Source organism: Sphingopyxis sp. (genome assembly GCF_025869345.1).
Classification (GTDB): Bacteria; Pseudomonadota; Alphaproteobacteria; order Sphingomonadales; family Sphingomonadaceae; genus Sphingopyxis.
In genome coordinates, this window is the sequence record NZ_JAOZVW010000009.1 from 1 (window position 1) to 18,123 (window position 18,123).

The window sequence follows — 18,123 nt, forward strand, 5'->3', positions numbered from 1 at the left end:
CGCCCTTGTTGCCGTGACGGCCGGCCATCTTGTCGCCCGGCTGCAGCTTGCGCTTGATGGCAACGAAGACCTTGACCATCTTGAGCACGCCCGGCGCCAGTTCGTCGCCGCGCTGCAGCTTTTCGACGCGGTCTTCATACTTCGCGTTGATCCGCTTGATCGCGTCGTCATACTGCGCCTTGATCGCTTCCAATGCGGTCTGCGCATTGTCCTCGACCACCGCGAGCTTCCACCAGTCGGCGCGGTCGAGATCGACCAGCATCTGCTCGGTGACCTCGTCGCCCTTCTTCAGGCCCTTCGGCACCGCGCTGGTCGTCTGACCGATCAGCAGGTCCTTGAGGCTGGAGAAGGTCGCACGGTTGAGGATCGCGCGCTCGTCGTCGGCGTCCTGCTTCAGCCGCTCGATTTCCTCGCGCTCGATCGCGATCGCACGCTCGTCCTTGTCGATGCCGTGACGGTTGAAGACGCGGACCTCGACGACGGTGCCCGAGACGCCCGGCGGCAGACGCAGCGAGGTGTCGCGCACGTCGCTGGCCTTTTCGCCGAAGATCGCGCGCAGCAGCTTTTCTTCCGGCGTCATCGGGCTTTCGCCCTTCGGCGTGATCTTGCCGGCGAGGATGTCGCCGGGGCCGACTTCGGCGCCGATATAGACGATGCCCGCCTCGTCGAGGTTGCGCAGCGCTTCCTCGCCGACGTTCGGAATGTCGCGGGTGATGTCCTCCGGCCCGAGGCGCGTGTCGCGCGCGGTGACTTCGAATTCCTCGATGTGGATCGAGGTGAAGACGTCGTCCTTCACGATGCGCTCGCTGATGAGGATCGAGTCCTCATAATTGTAGCCGTTCCACGGCATGAAGGCGACGAGCACATTCTTGCCGAGCGCCAGTTCGCCGAGCTCGGTCGACGGGCCGTCGGCGATGATGTCGCCGGTGCGGACGACGTCGCCGACCTTCACCAGCGGACGCTGGTTGATGCAGGTCGACTGGTTCGAACGCTGGAACTTCTGCAGGCGATAGATGTCGACGCCCGACTTGCCGGGCTCGACCATGTCGGTCGCGCGGATGACGATACGCGTCGCGTCGACCTGGTCGATCACGCCGCCGCGGCGCGCCGCGATCGCCGCGCCCGAATCCCGGGCGACGGTGCCTTCCATGCCGGTGCCGACCACCGGCGCCTCGGCGCGGAGCAGCGGCACCGCCTGACGCTGCATGTTCGATCCCATCAGCGCGCGGTTGGCGTCATCGTTTTCGAGGAACGGGATCAGCGAGGCCGCGACCGAAACGAGCTGCTTCGGCGACACGTCCATCAGCGTGATCTGGTCGCGCGGCGCCATCAGGAATTCGCCCGCCTCGCGCGCCGAGATCAGCTCGTCGATGAAGCTGCCGTCGGGGTTGAGGTCGGCGTTCGCCTGCGCGACCGTGTGCTTCGATTCCTCCATCGCCGACAGATAGACGACCTCGTTGGTCACCTTGCCGTCGATGATCTTGCGATACGGCGTCTCGATGAAGCCATATTTGTTGACGCGCGCAAAGGTCGCGAGGCTGTTGATCAGACCGATGTTCGGGCCTTCCGGCGTTTCGATCGGACAGATGCGGCCATAATGGGTCGGATGAACGTCGCGGACTTCGAAGCCCGCGCGCTCGCGGGTCAGACCGCCCGGCCCGAGCGCCGAGACGCGGCGCTTGTGGGTGACTTCGGACAGCGGGTTGGTCTGATCCATGAACTGCGAAAGCTGCGACGAGCCGAAGAATTCGCGCACCGCGGCGACCGCGGGCTTCGCGTTGATCAGGTCGTTCGGCATCACCGTCGACACGTCGACCGACGACATGCGCTCCTTGACTGCGCGCTCCATGCGCAGCAGGCCGACGCGATACTGGTTCTCGAGCAGTTCGCCGACCGAACGCACGCGGCGGTTGCCGAGATTGTCGATATCGTCGATCTCGCCCTTGCCGTCCTTCAGGTTCACCAGTTCCTTGACCACGGCGAGGATATCCTCGCTGCGCAGCGTCGTCACCGTGTCCTCGGCATCGAGGCCAAGGCGCATGTTGAGCTTGACGCGGCCCACGGCCGACAGGTCGTAGCGCTCGGAATCGAAGAACAGGCCGCCGAACAGCGCTTCCGCCGTCTCACGCGTCGGCGGTTCGCCGGGGCGCATGACGCGGTAGATGTCGCTCAGCGCCTGATCGCGGTCCTCGGCCTTGTCGGCCTTCAGCGTGTTGCGGATCCAGGGGCCGGTGTTGTTGTGGTCGATGTCGAGCAGGACGAGCTTGTCGATCCCCGCGGCGTCGAGCTTTTCGAGATTCTCGGCGGTCACTTCGTCGCCGGCCTCGATATAGATTTCGCCGGTGGCTTCGTTGATCAGGTCATAGGCGCTGTAGCGGCCGAAGATTTCCTCGGTCGGGATCAGCAGCGTGTCGAGCCCGTCCTTTGCCGCCTTGTTGGCGAGGCGCGGGCTGATCTTGTGGCCGGCGGCGAAGACGACTTCGCCGGTCTTGGCGTCGACGACGTCGAAGGTGGGCTTCGACCCGCGCCAGTTCTCGACGACGAAGGGAACCTTCCAGCCGTTTTCGGCGCGCTCGAAGACGAGGCGGTCATAGAAGGTGTTGAGGATTTCCTCGCCCGTCATGCCCAGCGCATAGAGCAGGCTGGTGACCGGCAGCTTGCGCTTGCGGTCGATGCGGACGTTGACGATGTCCTTGGCGTCGAATTCGAAGTCGAGCCACGAACCGCGGTACGGGATCACGCGCGCGGCGAACAGGAACTTGCCCGACGAGTGGGTCTTGCCGCGGTCATGGTCGAACAGCACACCCGGCGAACGGTGCATCTGCGACACGATGACGCGCTCGGTGCCGTTGACGAAGAAGGTGCCGTTCTCGGTCATGAGCGGCATGTCGCCCATGTAAACGTCCTGCTCCTTGATATCGAGCACCGAACGGGTGTCGGTTTCGCTGTCGACTTCGAAGACGATCAGGCGCAGCGTGACCTTCATCGGCGCCGCATAGGTGATGCCGCGCTGACGGCATTCCTCGACGTCGTACTTCGGCGCCTCGAGTTCGTAGTGGACGAAGTCGAGCTCGGCGGTGCCGGCGAAATCGCGGATCGGGAAAACGCTGCGCAGCGTCTTTTCGAGGCCCGAAACATAACCGACCGACGGATCCGAACGCAGGAACTGCTCATAGGATTCGCGCTGCACCTCGATGAGGTTGGGCATCTCCACCGCTTCGTGGATATTGCCGAACAGCTTACGGATTCGCTTGCTTGCGGTTGCTTCGAGGGCCTTGCCCACCGACTTCGCCTTGGTCGCCATAAGTGATTGTCTCGCCTTCGTAAAATTAGTCGCGAGCGCAGCAGAAACGCAAAAAGGCCGCGACCAACCGTTGCCGGTTTACCGCAGCTTTCCAACGCATCCTGAAATCCCTACCGCCCCATTCCTGTGGCCCGTTGCGCAAAGTCAGGCCGCTTCCCGGACGATCGGGTGTGGAGGCGATATAGGATTTGGGGGGTGCAGTGTCAATGGAAGCGCATCACCGAAGACAGTAATCCGCTCGTCACCCCGGACTTGATCGGCGATTATCCCTTTCCCGTCCGTATCCGGGCAACGCTCTCCGATCCTGCCCGCGAATCCTGTTCCACCCCGGAACAGAACGGCTCACCCCGCCCCGGCCACGGTTCGACCATTTTGGCATGGCCCATGCCGCCCTCGCGCGTTCAAGCGTCTCGACCATTCAAAACGTCAGGAGAGAATATCACGATGCGTAAACATGCAGCCTTTCTTACGTCGCTCGCCCTCGGCACCGCGATGGCCGCCGGTGTGCCCGCGTTCGCGCAGGCCGCACCCGCCGCCGCGCCCGCCGGCCCGACGCTGACTCCCGGCACCACCGTCTACGACAGCGAAGGCCAGACCATCGGCCCGATCGCCAGCTCCGACGGCGCGACCGTCGTCGTCACCGTCGGCGACAAGCCCGCCGCGCTCCCCGCAAGCGCCTTCATGCAGACCGACAAGGGCACCGCGATCACGCTGACCCTCGCGCAGCTCAACGCCGCACTCGACCAGCAGGCTGCCGCCGCCGATGCGCAGCTTACCGCCGCGCTCCAGCCGGGCGCCGACATCAAGGGCGTGAACGGCAGCTCGGTCGTCGGCAAGGTCAAGACCGCCGACGCGCAGGGCGTGGTCGTCACCACCGCGCAAGGCGACGTCCGCCTGCCGCGCAAGGCCTTCTTCGTCGCGGCGCACGGCCTGTCGACCAGCTTCTCCGCCGAGCAGTTCGCGGCCGCAATCGCTGAAGCCAAGGCCCCCGACGCAGCGGCGACGGACGATGCGGCGACCGAGGCCGACACGACAACCGACGCGGCGAAACCCGCCAACTGATCCTCGCGATCGGCAGCAAAAGGCGCGAGAGCAACGCTCTCGCGCCTTTTTCTTTGCGCGATAGCGCCGTCCACAAGCCCCATAACCTTTGTCCTGTTTCCTGATCCCGATATATCGACTTGCAATATAGTTCATATCGTTTATCGATATGTCAGCTATCAACCTCAAACGGGATGCCCATGCTGCTCTGGAGTCGCCGGCTGCTGGCCGGATTGAATATCCTCAACTGGATCACGGGTCTCGCAATCGTCGCAGCGCTGGGCTGGGTCGGCTTCGCCGCGCCCGACCTCTTCATCGCCCGGGCCCGGCCCTATCATGTCGCTCATCCCGAAGCCGCGATCGCGTGGCTGCGCTGGGTCACCTTCATCACCGCCCCCGTCATCCTGCTCGCGCACGTCATCCTGACCCGGCTGATCGCGATCATCGACGCGGCGCGCGCGGGAACACCTTTCATCGCCGCCAATGCCGCGCGGCTGCGCCATATTGCCTGGGCGCTGCTCGGCATCCAGCTGCTCGACCTCGCCTTCGGGCTGGTCAGCATCCGCGCGAGCGCCGCGACCGGCGAATATTTCGGCTGGAGCTTTGGAGTCACCGGCTGGCTCGCCGTCCTCCTCCTCTTCGTGCTCGCCCGCGTCTTCGAGCGCGGCGCCGCGATGCAGGACGAGATCGAGCGGACGATCTGATGGCGATCCGCGTCCAGCTCGACGACCTCCTCTGGCAGCGGCGCATGACGCTCACCGAGCTCAGCGAGCGGATCGGCATCACCGTCGCCAATCTGTCGATCCTCAAGACCGGCAAGGCGAAGGCGATCCGCTTTTCCACCCTCGACGCCATTTGCCGCGCGCTGGATTGCCAGCCCGGCGACCTGATCCTGTTCGACCCCAAGGAGCCCGCCGATGAAGACTGACATCCAGGCCATCTATCGCCACGCCTGGGCCTTCGCGCGGCTTTGCCCGCTGCTGTTCCTCATCCCCGTGCTGGCCGAACTGGCGCAGCATGTCGTCGAGTGGCAGGCCGGGATGTACGACGGCATCGCGGGTGCGAAGGCCGCCGAAGCCGATACGCTGCGGATGCAGTTCGGCTTCGCCAAGACGCTGGCGCTGCTGCTGCCCGGCTATTGGTTCATGCGCTATATCCTGTTCGGCGGCGACGCGGCGCGGGCACGGCGGATCGAATGGCCCGCGATCGGGCTGTGGCTGATCCTCTTCGCGATCCAGGCGACCGAGCAATGGTGGGCGCTGTTCGGCCCGCCGCTGACCGGCCTCCTCGGCCTTGCGGGCGAGCCCGCGCGCTGGACCGGCTATGGCCTCGCGCTCGCCGGCGTGATCCTAGGCGTCTATCTGACCGCATGGAATGCGGCGTGGGCGGTAGGCAATGCGGCGATCGGGCCTATCCGGTCGATCCGCATCATGGCGGGCAGCTTCTGGTACACCGTCCTGCTGATGCTCGCGGGCATCGTACCGCTGATGATCCTCCATTATGCGCTGAGCTTCGGCGCGATCTTCGCGCCCGCGATCCTCGACTGGCCGCTGCTAATCGTCGACGCGCTGGCCGTCGGCTATCTTGCGCTGGCGATGACCGGCGTCTCGGCGATCGCGGCGCGCCACGCAGCGGATCGCAAGGCGGTCGATCTGGTCGGCGGCGCTAGAATATCCCCTTGAGCAACTTGCCCGGATCCCTGCGCAGCGCGGCTTCTTCATTGCCCATATAAAGGAAAATGCCCTTGAGCGCCTGATCGGTGACCGAATGGGTCAGACCGTCGTGGCTGATCCCCGCGATCGAAAGGAGCTGGCTGCTGCCCGATAGCTGGTCGAGCTGGCGATAGGCACCGACCTGGTCCAGCGCCCCGGCGATCAGCGGCCGCACCTTGTCGCCGAGCAGCCCGCCGGCGCTCGATTGCAGATAGCGCGTCGCACCGTCCTTCTTCGACACCAGCGACGGCACGTCGTTCCAGCCCAGATTGTCGATCGCGGCGCGGAAGATCGGCTTCGCCTCGCCCGCCGCCTTGCCGCCCGCGTCGTTCAGGCTTTTGGTAAGCCCCGCCGTCAGCCCCAGCTTGTCGCCCGCGCCGAGTAATTTCGACGCCAGCTTGCCGCTCGCGCCGGGCAGCAGGATGCGCACCGCGGTGTCGGCATAGAAGGCGCCCGGCTGCGCCAGCCGGTCGAGCGCATTGTCCGACGCATTGGCGATCAAGCCCTTGACGCCGGGCTTCGCGGTTTTTGCCAGCGCCGCGGGGATCAATCCCGCCACCGCCAGTCCGGCCGCTCCCGCCAGCAGCATCCGCCGCGCGATATAGTCCTCGTCCCGTTCCATGGCGCCCTCCCGTTCCGTAAGATGCGGGTTTATCAGCAAAACCGGCGGCGCCAAAGCCTGCTTTGTCGGCTTTGGAGTGAGAGGCCGGCCTCCCCCATTTTCGTCATTCCCGCGAAGGCGGGAACCCAAAGCGAGCGTCGGCTGACGTTCCCGCTTTCGCGGGAATGACGATGTTATGAGACGCACAATGTGGCTTACCGGCCACTTTGAGCCACCTCCCTTCGTCATCCCGGACTTGATCCGGGATCCATTCTCTCAGCGCCGGATGAATGGATCCCGGATCAAGTCCGGGATGACGAAAATGGGAGATCGGGTTCACGCCGCCATGCGCAGCCGGTTCCGTCCTTCGCGCTTGGCCAGATACAGCGCCTGATCGGCGCGCTGGAGCAAGGCCTCCGCTTCGCCTTCACCGTCATAGACCGCAAGCCCGATGCTGACCGTCGCCGGCGGCAGCTTGCCATCGGCGTGCCCTTCGGCCTCGATCGCGATGCGCAACCGCTCGGCGACCATTTCGGCGGCCTGCGCGCTCGACCGCTGGAGGATGCAGACGAATTCCTCGCCGCCGAAACGGCCGACCAGATCCTCTTCGCGCAGCGACGCCTTGGCGCGGCGCGCGACGCGGCGGATCACTTCGTCGCCGGCGGCGTGGCCGTGATCGTCGTTGATCCGCTTGAAATGATCGATGTCGAAGATCGCCACCGCCAGCGGCACCCCCTGCTCGCGCGCGCCGGTCAGCGCGGTTTCCAGAAAGGCCAGCGTGTGGCGGCGGTTCGGCAGACCGGTCAGCATGTCGGTGTTGGCAACGCGTTCGGCCGCGCTGCGCGCCGCTTCCAGGATGCGGGCGTTCTCGACCGTCTCGGTCACATCCTGCACGGTGCCGAAAATGCCGATCGCGCGGCCGCCGCGCCCCCTTTCGATCGAGCCGTGCGATTTCACATGGCGGATCGCGCCGTCGGCGCGGACGATCCGGCCCTGATATTCGAACGGTTCGCCCGTTCGCACCGCCTGCTCCAATATCGCGCGCACCGCGGCGCGATCCTCGGGCAGATATTGTTCGACGCTATAGTCGACGTCGACCGGATCGCCGGGCTCGAGCCCATGGACGCGATAGGCCTGGTCGGACCATTGGATCGTCCAGCGGACAAGGTCGACGCGCCAGTGGCCGACGAGCGCCGCGGCTTCGGCCTGAAGCAGCCAGCGGTTGCTCTGCTCGAGCCGCTTCGCGAGCCGGCGCTGCACCACCAGCAGCGCCGCCAGTGGCAGCGCGGTGAACAACAGGGTGATGAAATAGAATTGCAGGAACAGCACCCGGCTTCGCTGGCTGCCCTCGATCGCGGCGACCGGCCCAAGCCCCTGTCCCGTCATCCACGACGCGACGATCGCGACGATCAGCATGCCTGCGGCCGCACCGAAGGGGCCGAGCCGGTAGGAAGCGGCGATCACCGCGACGGTCGGCAGAAAGGTCACGGGGAAATGCGACTGCGAAAAGGACAATGCGGTGAGCACCGCCGCAAGGATCAGCAGCGCGGTCGCCTCGACGATCATCCTGCGCGGGACATTGGCGAGGGCGCGCGTATCGACCAGCCGCGCGAGCATCACGATCGGCGGCGTGACGATCAGCATCCCGAGCGTCACGGTGGTCAGCCAGGAAAAGAAAAAGTCGATGCCGCGGCCAGCCAGCGCCGGGGCACCGAGCGTCCAGCCGAACGCGGCCGCGATCGACGCGCTGAGCGCGCCGGCCGCTAGCACCGCGATGCAGAAATTGGCCACGGCCCGCGGTTCCATGAACGACAGTTCGCCCGGAATGCGGCGGCGGATCAGCCATAGCGCCGCTCCGGCCTCCGCCGCATTCGCGGCCGTGAAGGCGGCCGAGGCGAGCGCGCTCGTCCCGCTCAGCATGTTCGCCGCGATGCTGGCGGTCGCCATGGCGACGAAGGAGGCGGGGCGCGATCGGGCCGGCATCAACAGCAACAGCGCCAGGAAATAGCCGCTCGGCGGCCAGATCGCGGCGATGTTGTCGGCACCGCGGGTCGCGTGGAGCGACAGGCTGGCGAGCAGACCATAGCCCGCCACCGTCAGCAGCGGCCAGAACACCGCCTCGACTCCGGGGGAAAGCGACCGCTTCATGACCCCGGCCTAGCCGAAAATGGGAAAATAAACCGCTAATATCGCATGCGGCTCGCCCATATTTCGTCGCAAAATCGCAGCCTTGCGCAATCGGGCTTCGTCAGTCGACGCCGCCGAAGGTCATGCCGACAATCTGCTCGACGCGCGCCTCGTCCCATTCGATACGCCGGTCGAGCACCAGCATCGCCAGGCCGTGGACGAGCGACCAGGCGTGGAGCGCGGCAACTTCGGGGTCGTCGAGATACGGCATCGTCTGCGCCACCCCGGCACGCAGCAGATTATAGCCGACCTCGCCCCCGTCGGCGCCCGGCTCGCAGCGTTCGGACATCTGGCGCGTGAAGCTCAGCCGGAAGACGGCGGGTTCGTCGTGCGCGAAACGGACATAGGCGATGCCCGTCGCGAGGAAGCCGGCGCGGCCGCCCCCTGCCTTGAGCCAGGCCTGCGACTGGAGCGCGCCCAGCCGCCGCAACCCTTCGTCGGCGAGCGCGTCGAGCAGCGCTTCCTTGTCGGGAAAATGGCGGTAGAGCGCGGTCGCGCTGACCCCGACGTCGCGGGCGATCGCGCGCAGGCCAAGGTCGGTCCCGTCGCCCTCCGCAAGCCGCTTGAGCCCCGCCGCGATCACCGCGGCGCGCAGGTCGCCGTGGTGATAGGAGCCCGCGCTCCTGGCGCCGGCATTTTCCATGTTGACACTGTTATCTTCATTCGTCATGTTGTCACCGTAAACATTTCGAGTCGGCCGTGCAAGCCTGACGCCGCGCGGCCCTTCGCAACCATCCGCTTAAGGAGCATCACCATGGCGAGCAACGTCGAAACCCTGATCCGCGGTGCGGTAAAAAAAGGCATCGGCAAGGTCGCCGACTTCAACCGCAAGCGCCTCCCCCGCCCGACCGACGCGCACCCCTTCCTGACCGGCATCCACAAACCGATGGAGGAGGAAGTCACGCTCGAGGCGCTTCGCGTCGACGGCGAGATTCCCGCCGCGCTCAAGGGCCGCTATCTCCGCAACGGTCCCAATCCCGCAATCGCGCCCGATCCCGCAAGCTATCACTGGTTCTCGGGCGCCGGCATGGTCCACGGCATCCGCATCGAAGGCGGCAAGGCCGACTGGTATCGCAACCGCTGGGTGCGCGGCACCGAAGCCTGCGCGGCGCTGGGCGAGGCGATTCCGGCGGGCCCGCGCGAGGAGGGCGGCTTCGACGCCCCCAACACCAATGTCGTCGGCATCGCGGGCCGCACCTTCGCGATCGTCGAGGCGGGCGGCAAGCCGGTCGAGCTCGGCTATGAGCTGGGCACCATCGCGCACAATCCCTTCGACGGCACGCTGGCCGGCAGCTACACCGCGCACCCGCACGAGGACCCGTTCACCGGCGAGCTTCACGCGATCACCTACAAGGGCGACGTCCCGAACACGGTCTGGCACGTCGTCCTCGACAAGGACGCGCATGTCGTCCGCGAGGAAGCCGTCGCGGTCAGCGACGGCCCGTCGATCCACGACTGCGCGATCACCGAACATTATGTGCTCGTCTTCGACCTGCCCGTCACCCTGTCGATGAAGATGCTGCTCGCGGGCTATCGCTTCCCCTATGCCTGGAACGAAGCGCATCCCGCGCGCGTCGGCCTCCTCCCCAGGACAGGCCGCGGCGACGCGATCGTCTGGGTGCCGGTCGAGCCCTGCTACGTCTTCCACCCCGCCAACGCGCACGAGACCGCGGACGGCAAGGTGATCGTCGACGTCGTCGCGCACGAGACGATGTTCGCAAGCTCGAAGCGCGGTCCCGACAGCGAGACATCGCGCATGGAGCGCTGGACGATCGATCCGGCCGCCGGCACGACGGTACGAACGGTCATCCACGATCACGCGCAGGAGTTTCCGCGCTACGACGAACGACGGACCACCCGCCCCTATCGCTATATCACCAGCGTCGCGATCCCCGACGGCGCATCGTCCGAATGGGCGCTGGCCGATACGCGGCTCTTCCGCCACGATCTCGCCGAGGGCACGACCGCGATCCATGATTTCGGCCCCGGTCGCCACCCCGGCGAATTCGTCTTCGTGCCGCGAAGCGAAACGGGCGCCGAGGACGATGGCTGGCTGATCGGCCTCGTCGTCGACATGAACGACGAGACCACCGATCTCGTCATCCTCAACGCCGACGACTTCAGCGGATCACCGCAAGCCGTCGTTCACCTGCCGCACCGCGTCCCGCCGGGGTTTCACGGCAACTGGGTCGCGGATTGATCGCATCGGGGCGCATCATCAGCGCCTCGGTCACGCGCAACGACCGTTCATTATCGACATCGATCGCTGTCGCCCCGTTGCTCACCAGCAGCGGGGCGACGGCGACATTCAGGTGGCGCGAGATGCGCTGAAAGATATGGTGGATCGGCCCGAGCCCGAAGCGGAAGCGCAGCAGGTTGATCAGGCCGAACGCCTGCATCACGCGGATCGGCTTCTTGACGAATTGTCCGCCGCCGCGAAATGCCTCTGCGGCTTTCAGCGCGGCGCGGTCGCCGATCCAGTAGGCGTTGCAGTTCGACACCGCGACGTCCGAAAATTCATAAAAGCGCCGCTGCCCCTCGGGATGCACCGCCAGCACATCCTCGCGCCGCGCGAGCGCAACCCCCGCGCCGGCGCCGAGCCGGGCGGCTTCGTTGCCGATCTCGGCGATCGTTTCGGGGGTGAGCAGGCAATTGTCGGCGGTCGTGATGAACAGCGGAAACGCGGCCCGGTCGGCAACCGCGAGCACCGAGTCCGCCAGATTGTCGGCGGCGGGCACCACGACGAGCCGTTCGCCGAGTTGGTCGATCACCGGATCGGCGAGATCGTCGAGCAACGTTCGATGATGCGTCGAAACGAAGATTCGCTCCGCCGGGGTCCGGGCGGCGCTTTCGAGGACATGCGCGATCATCGCCCGCCCGGCGACGGGGACCAGGCATTTGTCGCCGACGCCATGCGCCGCGGCGAGCGCATCGACCGCGCCGGGACGGCGGCCCGCGAGGATCAGGATCGAGCCGCTCATGCCGCGTCGCGCTCGCGGCCCGCGCCGAGCTGGCGGATCATGCTCTCGGCGACGATGGTCTCGATGAGGTCGGCCTGGGTGAAGCCCGCGGCGACCGCGGCGCGGCCGAAGACTTTCTCCGACCACAGGTTGCAGTTGAGGTTGACCTCGAGCAGCCGGATCTCGCCGGTTTCGAAATCGATCCGAAACTCGAAGCGGCCATAATCGAACGGCCGGAACACCTCCGCCATCCGCGCCGTATAATCGACGATCTTCGCGGCCAGCGCGCCCGGCTCGAACAGCTTGAGGCTGTATTTGGCGCTGCGATCGACGAGGTCGCGCTTTTCCTGATAGGTGCGCAGGTGCGTCGGATCGGCCTGTTCGAAGATCATCATCGGCAGCATCGCGGGCGCGCCGCGACAGGTGATCACCGGCACCTCGACGTCGCTGCCGTCGAGAAAGGGTTCGACCATCGCGTCATGGTCGAGCGCATGGACCTCGGCAATCGCCTGCGCGAGTTCGGCGCGGTCGTGCGCATCGCGAATGCCCCATGATGCCGAGCTGTTGTTCGGCTTGACCACCCACCGCCGCGCCGGCGGACAGCGCGCCACATCGACCGGCGCGCCGCGCCGGAACAGCGCCCAGGGCGCGGTCGGGACGCCGCGCGCCGCGGCTTCGAGCTTGGTCAGATGCTTGTCGTCGGACAGGCCGCGCACGATCGGCGACGCGCCGACATAGGGAAGGCCCAGCCGGTTGCAGAGCAAAGGCAGCAGCATTTCCGAATTATAGAAGCCGCCACGGTTGAGCAGCGGAAAGACGAAATCGGCCTCTGGCCGCGCGAAGAGCGCGGCATAATCGTCGGCGACGACGAGCGGAATGCCGAGCCCCTCCAATATCTCGCGCGTCTCGCGGTGATAGAGCGCGTGATTGCCGTCGTCGGGATGCAGGCCGCCGGTCCAGCGGGCGTGCTTGGCGATGAAGAGAAGCCGCTGCGTATCGCGAAGGCGATCGGGCAGGCGCGTCGGTTCAAGATGGGTCATTGGCATGCCGGGGTCTCACCACACGCAGGTTGCACCGCGATGACTCTTTGGTGACGGCGCTGAAACCAAAGCGCAAAATCCCTGTCATCTTTCCGCGCTAGGCGTCCTGCATCTCCCCCTTCCCAGGACGCACCCGCCATGTTGTTCGCCGCCGACGCCTTCGACGATCGTCGCCCGCCCCCCATCGACCCTGCCATCGCCGCCCGGCTCGCCGACGCGCTGACAAGTGGCGGTGATCGGCGCATCCGGCCCGGCGCGGACGGCCGCAACCTCTATCATGCCACGGTGCTGCCGACCGATGCGCTCGCTTATGGCTCGTCGACGATTAGCAGCCTATCGGAACACGGCTTCAACGCGCTGCTCGATCACTGGCGCTGCCAGCTCGATCAGCCGATGGCGGCGGATGCCTATGCCGAGGCGCTGGCCATGCTGCGCCAGCGGCTGGCGGACCATTTCGGCTTGACCGATAGCGCGATCGTCTTTGCCGCATCGGGAACCGACCTCGAATATGTCGGCCTGGCCGCCGCATACGACGGCCGGCCGGTCACCGCCGTGCTGCTCGGCCGCGACGAGGTCGGCAGCGGCTGCGTGCACAGCGCCGCGGGCCGCTTCTTCGCCGACGAAACCGCGATCGGCGCGCGCGTCGTGGCGCAAACCCCGGTCGATCCCGCCTTCGCGGACACCGAGCTTGTCGATGTCGCGGTGCGCGACGCGGCGGGGCGCCCGCGCGCATCGGCCGCGGTCGCCGCCGAGCTTGCCCGGAACATCGAGCGCGCCGCCGCGCAGGGCCGCCGCGCGGTCGTCCACGTCGTCCACGGATCGAAATCCGGGCTGACGCTGCCCGCCATCGCCGACGTCGAGCGGCTGGCCGCGACGCACGGCGACGCCGCGGTATTCGTGGTCGATGCCTGCCAGCTTCGCATGGCGCCGAGTGCCGTGCGCCGCTATCTCGCGCTCGGCTGCGTGGTGCTGATGACCGGGTCGAAATTCGTCGGCGGCCCGCCGTTCAGCGGCATCGCACTGGTTCCGGGCGCGATCCGCGACCGGGCCCGTCCGCTGCCCGGTGGCTATCGCCGCCTCGCGGCGCGCGCCGAATGGCCGGCGGACTGGCCCGGCGCCGACGGGCTAACCGCATCGGGCAATTTCGGGCTGTTGCTGCGCCTGCAAGCCGCGATGATCGAGATGGAGCGCTTCGCCGCGCTTCCCGGCGAACAGGTCGCACAGGTGATCGCACGCTTCAGCCATCATGTCCTGCGGCTCGTCAAGCGGCTCGAGCTCGCCGAAGTCCCCGGCGCGGGAACGAGCTGCCTCGCGACCGAAACGCTGCGCACGCTCGACCTGTCGGCGCGCTGGCCGGGCTGCGACTTCGACGCGGCGCGGGCGATGCACGGGCTCATCGCGCGGCAATCGCGCCAGTGGCTGGGGCACGAGATTCGGCTGGGCCAGCCGGTCCGGACACACCAAATGTCCGACGGGCGCCCCGCGGGGACGCTGCGTCTCGCGCTGTCGATGCCGCTGATCGCGGACCTCGCGGCGCTTCCCGTCCCGGCGCTCGACACGCGGCTCGACCGCGACATGGCGCTCGTCGGCGCGGCGATATCGGCCGCCGCCTCAATCGCGCTGGCGGGCCCCCGCCCCGCTGCCGCCGGCTGACCCGAAAGCGGTTTTCGGACGCGACGAACGGGGCGGATTCCTCGTTCCGTCTCCGGCCGGGCACGCCTTGCCCCGGAAACCGGCGGTTTTCGGCAGCGCTTTTCGCGCGCCATTCGTTTGTCCGTCACTATGACGAAAACTATCGCCCTCTCCCGCCCCGCCATGAGCGCGATTGCCGCGTTCCTGACCCTGTCCACCCCCGCTGCCTTCGCGCAGGAAGTGCCGACGGTGACGATGACCCCGCCGGTCGCGCCGACGACGGTCCCCGCGCCCGCTCCGGCCCCGACGACCACGCCGCCGGCGGCTGAAACACCGGCGCCGCAGCCGGTCATTCGCGTTCCCCTCGACCTGGCGCCGGCCGAACCGGCGCCCAAGGCCGCCGCACCGAAGGAGGCGGCTCAGGCTCAGCCCAAGCGCGCTGCCGCGAAGCCCCGCGCTGCGGCTCCCGCTCCCACAGCGTCGCGCGAAACCGCCGCGCCAACCACCCCCGCCGCCGCGCCGATGGTGGAGGAAGCCGCGCCCGTCGCGCCCCCGATCGCAGCACCGGTCGAACCCGTTGCAGACGCCGCTCCCGCACCTCAGCCGGTCGAGCGCGCCGCCGCCAGTGACAACAATCTTCCCTGGGAGATCGCGGGCGGTGCCGCCGCGCTGCTGTTGATCGGCGGCGCCGGCCTCGCCTTCGCCCGCCGCCGCCGCGCGTCGAACGAGGTGTGGGAGTTCGACGAAGCCCCCGCCGATGCCGAATGGGTTCCGGGCGCAGCTGCGACCGTAACCGAACCAGAGCCGGTGGTCGTACCGCAGACCACGCCGGCCTTTGCAGCGGTGCCGAGCGGCAGCATGGGACGCCACGAAGCGATGGCGATGGCGGGGCCGACCCCCGACAATCCCTTTGCGACGCTGGGCAAACGGCTCGCCCGCGCGCGCTTCCTCGACCGGCAGGAACGCGCCGAATATGACGCGACGCTCGCCGGCCAGAAGGACATGCGCCGCACGCCGGTCAGCGCCTGGGAAATCTCGCAGCGCACGGAGCCTGCGGCCCCGGCCGAGCAGGAAGTGCGCCGCCTCGAGCCCGGCCGCGCCCGCAAGGAACTGAAGCCCGGTTGGACGCGCAACTAAGGTCCGGGCCCGGAATATGAAAAAGGGCGGTGCCTCGCGGCGCCGCCCTTTTCCTTTTGTCACAGCGTCCGGCGGGCGAGCCCGCCGGATGCGAACCGATTACTTCAGTTCGACGGTGCCGCCGGCCGCAATGATCTTGGCCTTCAGCTCTTCGGCTTCGGCCTTGTTCACGCCTTCCTTGATAGCCTTCGGCGCGCCTTCGACGAGCGCCTTGGCTTCGCCAAGACCCAGGCCGGTGATCGCGCGGACTTCCTTGATGACGTTGATCTTGTTGCCGCCGTCACCCGTCAGGATGACGTCGAATTCGGTCTGCTCTTCAGCAGCCGGGCCAGCGGCGGCGGCGGCCGGAGCGGCAGCAACGGCAGCGGCGGCCGAAACGCCCCACTTTTCTTCGAGCATCTTCGACAGGTCAGCCGCTTCGAGGACGGTCAGCGCCGACAGTTCTTCAACGATCTTAGCAAGATCAGCCATGTTCATTCTCCATCTCAAGCCGGGATATCCCGGCAGTACGTTTCAGTTCAGTTCGAAATCACGCTGCTTCTTTGGCGGCATATGCGCCAAAAACCCGCGCCAACTGGCCCGCCGGGGCTGCGGCAATCTGCGCAACCTTGGTGGCCGGAGCCTGCACCAGACCGATGATCTTGGCGCGGAGCTCGTCGAGCGAGGGAAGCGAAGCCAGCGCCTTCACGCCATTCACGTCGAGCACCACGTCGCCCATGCCGCCGCCAACGATTTCAAGCTTGTCGTTGGTCTTGGCAAATTCCACGGCGATCTTCGCAGCCGACACCGGATCGGTGGAGGTTGCGAGTGCCGTGGGTCCGGTCAGCAGTTCGCCGATGCCGGTGTAGGACGTGCCATCGAGCGCGATTTTGGCAAGACGGTTCTTCGTGACGCGAAAGTCGGCCCCCGCATCGCGCATCTGCTGGCGCAGCACCGTCGACTGGGCGACGGTCATGCCGAGGTTGCGGACGACCACAACAGCGGCTGCTGACGACAGCGTAGCGTTCAGCGAGGATACGGCTTCGGCCTTTTCCGTACGATCCATGCCTATACTCCACTCATCTGCCCGGATGCCCGCACGCCGAAGCGCTTGGAGCCGCCGGGCGGCTAACACACGCAGATGCCGGGGCGAGCCGAGGCTCGCCTGCATTTGCGTTGGCGATGTCCGATGGGGTCGGTCAAGCCGCGTGCGCCGGGCATGCCAGGCAGGCGACCGATAGAAGACTGTCCCCGTCTCGGTTGGACATTAAGAAGGGCATATTCCCTTCACCAACTGTCTCGGACGGAATTGCCGAGGCCGGGGCCAAGGCAACACGGGGGCGCTGATAGCCGGAACGGGCGCAAAGTCAAGCATGGCGGCGGAAATTGGGGAAAGTGTCGCGCCGCGTGCCGTTCGGGTCTTGCAAAGCCTGTTTCAAGATATATCTTAGACGCATCGAATCGCACGAAGGAGTTTATGATGCGACAGGAAATGAACCGGCACGGCTGCGACGAGCGCCATGCCATGCGTCGCGCCCTGCACCAGATGGGGCGCGAGGCGATGCGCCACGGAATGCACCGGGGCGGCAGGGGCTTCGGTCATGGCGGCGGCTTCGGCCGCGGCTTCGGCGGGCGCCACGACGACGATGGCCGCACCCGGCGCCGGCGGATGTTCGACGGCGGCGAGCTGCGGCTCGTGCTGCTGAAGCTGATCGCCGACGAGCCGCGCCACGGATACGACCTGATCCGCCAGATCGAGGAGCTGACCGGCGGTGTCTATGCGCCGAGCCCGGGGGTGATCTATCCCACCCTCACCCTGCTGGGCGACATGGGATTGATCGAGACCGCAGACAGCGACGGCGCGAAGAAATTGTTCGCGATCACCGACGCCGGCCGGACCGAGCTTGAAACCAACGCAGAGACTATCACGGCGCTGATCGCTCGCCTGACCGAAGTCGGCGAAGAGCGCCAGCGCACCGACAGCGCCTCGATCCGCCGCGCGATGGGCAATCTCAAGGCCGTCCTGATGAACCGGCTCGGCGAGCGCGACCTCGAGGAGGCGACGCTGCACGACATCGTCGCGCTGATCGACGAGGCCGCGCAAAAGATCGAGCGGCTGTGATGCGCAGCGCCGCCGCCGAGGTTCCGACCGCCCACGCGAGCAAATATCTCCAGCAGCTTTGCAAGCATTGGCAGCATAATCTCAGCGTCGTCTTCACCCCCGAGCACGGCACCGTGCGCTTCCCGAAGGATGCGCGCGGTGCCGACTGGCCGGCCGATGCGCTGGTAACGTTCGATGCGGGGCCGGACGCGCTGTCGGTCCGCATCGACGCCAGCAGCGACGCGCATCTGGACGCGATGCAGGACGTGGTCGCCCGCCACCTCGACCGCTTCGCGTTTCGGGAGGCGCCGCTGGCGTTCGACTGGCAGCGAGGCTGAGCTTGAACCACGAGCTTTTAACCTGACCCACCATCCCGTTCGTGTCGCGGGGAGGGGGGGCACCCCCCCCGCCGGGCGGCTCGCCGGGGGT

16 protein-coding genes and 1 pseudogene are annotated in these 18,123 nt (G+C 67.0%); 9 read left to right on the forward strand and 8 right to left on the reverse strand.

Annotated features, from left to right (window positions below; genetic code table 11):
* A partial coding sequence (rpoB, locus tag OJI97_RS00760) for a DNA-directed RNA polymerase subunit beta (RefSeq protein WP_297659900.1) occupies nucleotides 1-3,304 on the reverse strand: 3,304 nt, incomplete at its 3' end.
* Nucleotides 3,305-3,748: 444 nt separating this feature from the next.
* Between rpoB and OJI97_RS00765 the strand changes: the two genes are divergently transcribed.
* The 4 genes from OJI97_RS00765 to OJI97_RS00780 all read left to right on the forward strand — a co-directional run bounded on the left by OJI97_RS00765 (nucleotide 3,749) and on the right by OJI97_RS00780 (nucleotide 6,027).
* Entirely contained in the window at nucleotides 3,749-4,366 is a 618-nt protein-coding gene (locus tag OJI97_RS00765; RefSeq protein WP_297659902.1) for a hypothetical protein, read from the forward strand.
* Nucleotides 4,367-4,545: 179 nt separating this feature from the next.
* Entirely contained in the window at nucleotides 4,546-5,049 is a 504-nt protein-coding gene (locus OJI97_RS00770; protein ID WP_297659905.1) for a DUF2975 domain-containing protein, read from the forward strand.
* Nucleotides 5,049-5,273 (forward strand): helix-turn-helix transcriptional regulator, encoded by a 225-nt coding sequence (locus OJI97_RS00775; RefSeq protein WP_257543931.1) that lies wholly within the window; start codon nucleotides 5,049-5,051, stop codon nucleotides 5,271-5,273. Before OJI97_RS00770 ends, OJI97_RS00775 begins: the two co-directional genes overlap by 1 nt.
* Entirely contained in the window at nucleotides 5,263-6,027 is a 765-nt protein-coding gene (locus OJI97_RS00780; RefSeq protein ID WP_297659912.1) for a hypothetical protein, read from the forward strand. The genes OJI97_RS00775 and OJI97_RS00780 overlap by 11 nt, the downstream gene beginning before the upstream one ends.
* Here the strand turns inward: OJI97_RS00780 and OJI97_RS00785 are convergent.
* The 3 genes from OJI97_RS00785 to OJI97_RS00795 form a co-directional block, all read right to left on the reverse strand.
* A complete protein-coding gene (locus OJI97_RS00785; RefSeq protein WP_297659915.1) occupies nucleotides 6,011-6,679 on the reverse strand; it encodes a DUF4197 domain-containing protein in 669 nt (222 codons plus the stop codon). The two genes, OJI97_RS00780 and OJI97_RS00785, sit on opposite strands and share 17 nt — an antisense overlap.
* A gap of 315 nt (nucleotides 6,680-6,994) precedes the next feature.
* Nucleotides 6,995-8,806 (reverse strand): sensor domain-containing diguanylate cyclase, encoded by a 1,812-nt coding sequence (locus OJI97_RS00790; protein ID WP_297659918.1) that lies wholly within the window; start codon nucleotides 8,804-8,806, stop codon nucleotides 6,995-6,997.
* Nucleotides 8,807-8,906: 100 nt separating this feature from the next.
* On the reverse strand, nucleotides 8,907-9,515 hold the full coding sequence (locus tag OJI97_RS00795) for a TetR/AcrR family transcriptional regulator (RefSeq protein ID WP_297659921.1): 609 nt from the start codon (nucleotides 9,513-9,515) through the stop codon (nucleotides 8,907-8,909).
* An 84-nt stretch (nucleotides 9,516-9,599) separates the two neighbouring features.
* On the opposite strand from OJI97_RS00795, the gene OJI97_RS00800 reads away from it, so the two are divergent.
* Nucleotides 9,600-11,045: a carotenoid oxygenase family protein gene (locus OJI97_RS00800; RefSeq protein WP_297659924.1), complete on the forward strand. Its 1,446-nt coding sequence runs from the start codon at nucleotides 9,600-9,602 to the stop codon at nucleotides 11,043-11,045.
* Here the strand turns inward: OJI97_RS00800 and OJI97_RS00805 are convergent.
* On the reverse strand, nucleotides 10,966-11,826 hold the full coding sequence (locus tag OJI97_RS00805; protein WP_297659926.1) for an NTP transferase domain-containing protein: 861 nt from the start codon (nucleotides 11,824-11,826) through the stop codon (nucleotides 10,966-10,968). The genes OJI97_RS00800 and OJI97_RS00805 overlap by 80 nt on opposite strands.
* On the reverse strand, nucleotides 11,823-12,845 hold the full coding sequence (locus OJI97_RS00810) for a phosphoribosylglycinamide synthetase (protein WP_297659929.1): 1,023 nt from the start codon (nucleotides 12,843-12,845) through the stop codon (nucleotides 11,823-11,825). The genes OJI97_RS00805 and OJI97_RS00810 overlap by 4 nt, the downstream gene beginning before the upstream one ends.
* 281 nt (nucleotides 12,846-13,126) lie before the next feature.
* On the opposite strand from OJI97_RS00810, the pseudogene OJI97_RS18980 reads away from it, so the two are divergent.
* Together OJI97_RS18980 and OJI97_RS00820 are read left to right on the forward strand one after the other, a co-directional pair.
* Nucleotides 13,127-13,174: pseudogene (locus tag OJI97_RS18980) on the forward strand (hypothetical protein); the annotation flags it as partial.
* A gap of 1,486 nt (nucleotides 13,175-14,660) precedes the next feature.
* Nucleotides 14,661-15,614 carry a hypothetical protein gene (locus OJI97_RS00820; protein WP_297659934.1) on the forward strand — a complete coding sequence of 318 codons (954 nt, stop codon included), beginning with the start codon at nucleotides 14,661-14,663 and terminating at the stop codon, nucleotides 15,612-15,614.
* Nucleotides 15,615-15,713: 99 nt separating this feature from the next.
* Here OJI97_RS00820 and rplL read toward each other — a convergent pair whose 3' ends face one another.
* A complete protein-coding gene (rplL, locus tag OJI97_RS00825; protein ID WP_297659944.1) occupies nucleotides 15,714-16,085 on the reverse strand; it encodes a 50S ribosomal protein L7/L12 in 372 nt (123 codons plus the stop codon).
* A 58-nt stretch (nucleotides 16,086-16,143) separates the two neighbouring features.
* Nucleotides 16,144-16,659: a 50S ribosomal protein L10 gene (gene rplJ, locus OJI97_RS00830; protein WP_297659937.1), complete on the reverse strand. Its 516-nt coding sequence runs from the start codon at nucleotides 16,657-16,659 to the stop codon at nucleotides 16,144-16,146.
* Between the two features lie 507 nt (nucleotides 16,660-17,166).
* On the opposite strand from rplJ, the gene OJI97_RS00835 reads away from it, so the two are divergent.
* Together OJI97_RS00835 and OJI97_RS00840 are read left to right on the forward strand one after the other, a co-directional pair.
* On the forward strand, nucleotides 17,167-17,715 hold the full coding sequence (locus OJI97_RS00835; RefSeq protein WP_297659949.1) for a PadR family transcriptional regulator: 549 nt from the start codon (nucleotides 17,167-17,169) through the stop codon (nucleotides 17,713-17,715).
* Nucleotides 17,715-18,032: a DUF2218 domain-containing protein gene (locus tag OJI97_RS00840; RefSeq protein ID WP_297659940.1), complete on the forward strand. Its 318-nt coding sequence runs from the start codon at nucleotides 17,715-17,717 to the stop codon at nucleotides 18,030-18,032. Before OJI97_RS00835 ends, OJI97_RS00840 begins: the two co-directional genes overlap by 1 nt.
* Nucleotides 18,033-18,123: the final 91 nt, after the last annotated feature.

Bases quoted from the DNA above. Each gene is read 5' to 3' on its own strand.
- OJI97_RS00775 (WP_257543931.1), top strand. From the start codon at position 5,049: ATGGCGATCCGCGTCCAGCTCGACGACCTCCTCTGGCAGCGGCGCATG.
- OJI97_RS00800 (WP_297659924.1), top strand. From the start codon at position 9,600: ATGGCGAGCAACGTCGAAACCCTGATCCGCGGTGCGGTAAAAAAAGGC.
- OJI97_RS00795 (WP_297659921.1), bottom strand. From the start codon at position 9,515: ATGACGAATGAAGATAACAGTGTCAACATGGAAAATGCCGGCGCCAGG.
- OJI97_RS00790 (WP_297659918.1), bottom strand. From the start codon at position 8,806: ATGAAGCGGTCGCTTTCCCCCGGAGTCGAGGCGGTGTTCTGGCCGCTG.
- OJI97_RS00785 (WP_297659915.1), bottom strand. From the start codon at position 6,679: ATGGAACGGGACGAGGACTATATCGCGCGGCGGATGCTGCTGGCGGGA.
- rplL (WP_297659944.1), bottom strand. From the start codon at position 16,085: ATGGCTGATCTTGCTAAGATCGTTGAAGAACTGTCGGCGCTGACCGTC.
- OJI97_RS00835 (WP_297659949.1), top strand. From the start codon at position 17,167: ATGCACCGGGGCGGCAGGGGCTTCGGTCATGGCGGCGGCTTCGGCCGC.
- OJI97_RS00840 (WP_297659940.1), top strand. From the start codon at position 17,715: ATGCGCAGCGCCGCCGCCGAGGTTCCGACCGCCCACGCGAGCAAATAT.
- rplJ (WP_297659937.1), bottom strand. From the start codon at position 16,659: ATGGATCGTACGGAAAAGGCCGAAGCCGTATCCTCGCTGAACGCTACG.
- OJI97_RS00780 (WP_297659912.1), top strand. From the start codon at position 5,263: ATGAAGACTGACATCCAGGCCATCTATCGCCACGCCTGGGCCTTCGCG.
- OJI97_RS00810 (WP_297659929.1), bottom strand. From the start codon at position 12,845: ATGACCCATCTTGAACCGACGCGCCTGCCCGATCGCCTTCGCGATACG.
- OJI97_RS00805 (WP_297659926.1), bottom strand. From the start codon at position 11,826: ATGAGCGGCTCGATCCTGATCCTCGCGGGCCGCCGTCCCGGCGCGGTC.
- OJI97_RS00770 (WP_297659905.1), top strand. From the start codon at position 4,546: ATGCTGCTCTGGAGTCGCCGGCTGCTGGCCGGATTGAATATCCTCAAC.
- OJI97_RS00765 (WP_297659902.1), top strand. From the start codon at position 3,749: ATGCGTAAACATGCAGCCTTTCTTACGTCGCTCGCCCTCGGCACCGCG.
- OJI97_RS00820 (WP_297659934.1), top strand. From the start codon at position 14,661: ATGAGCGCGATTGCCGCGTTCCTGACCCTGTCCACCCCCGCTGCCTTC.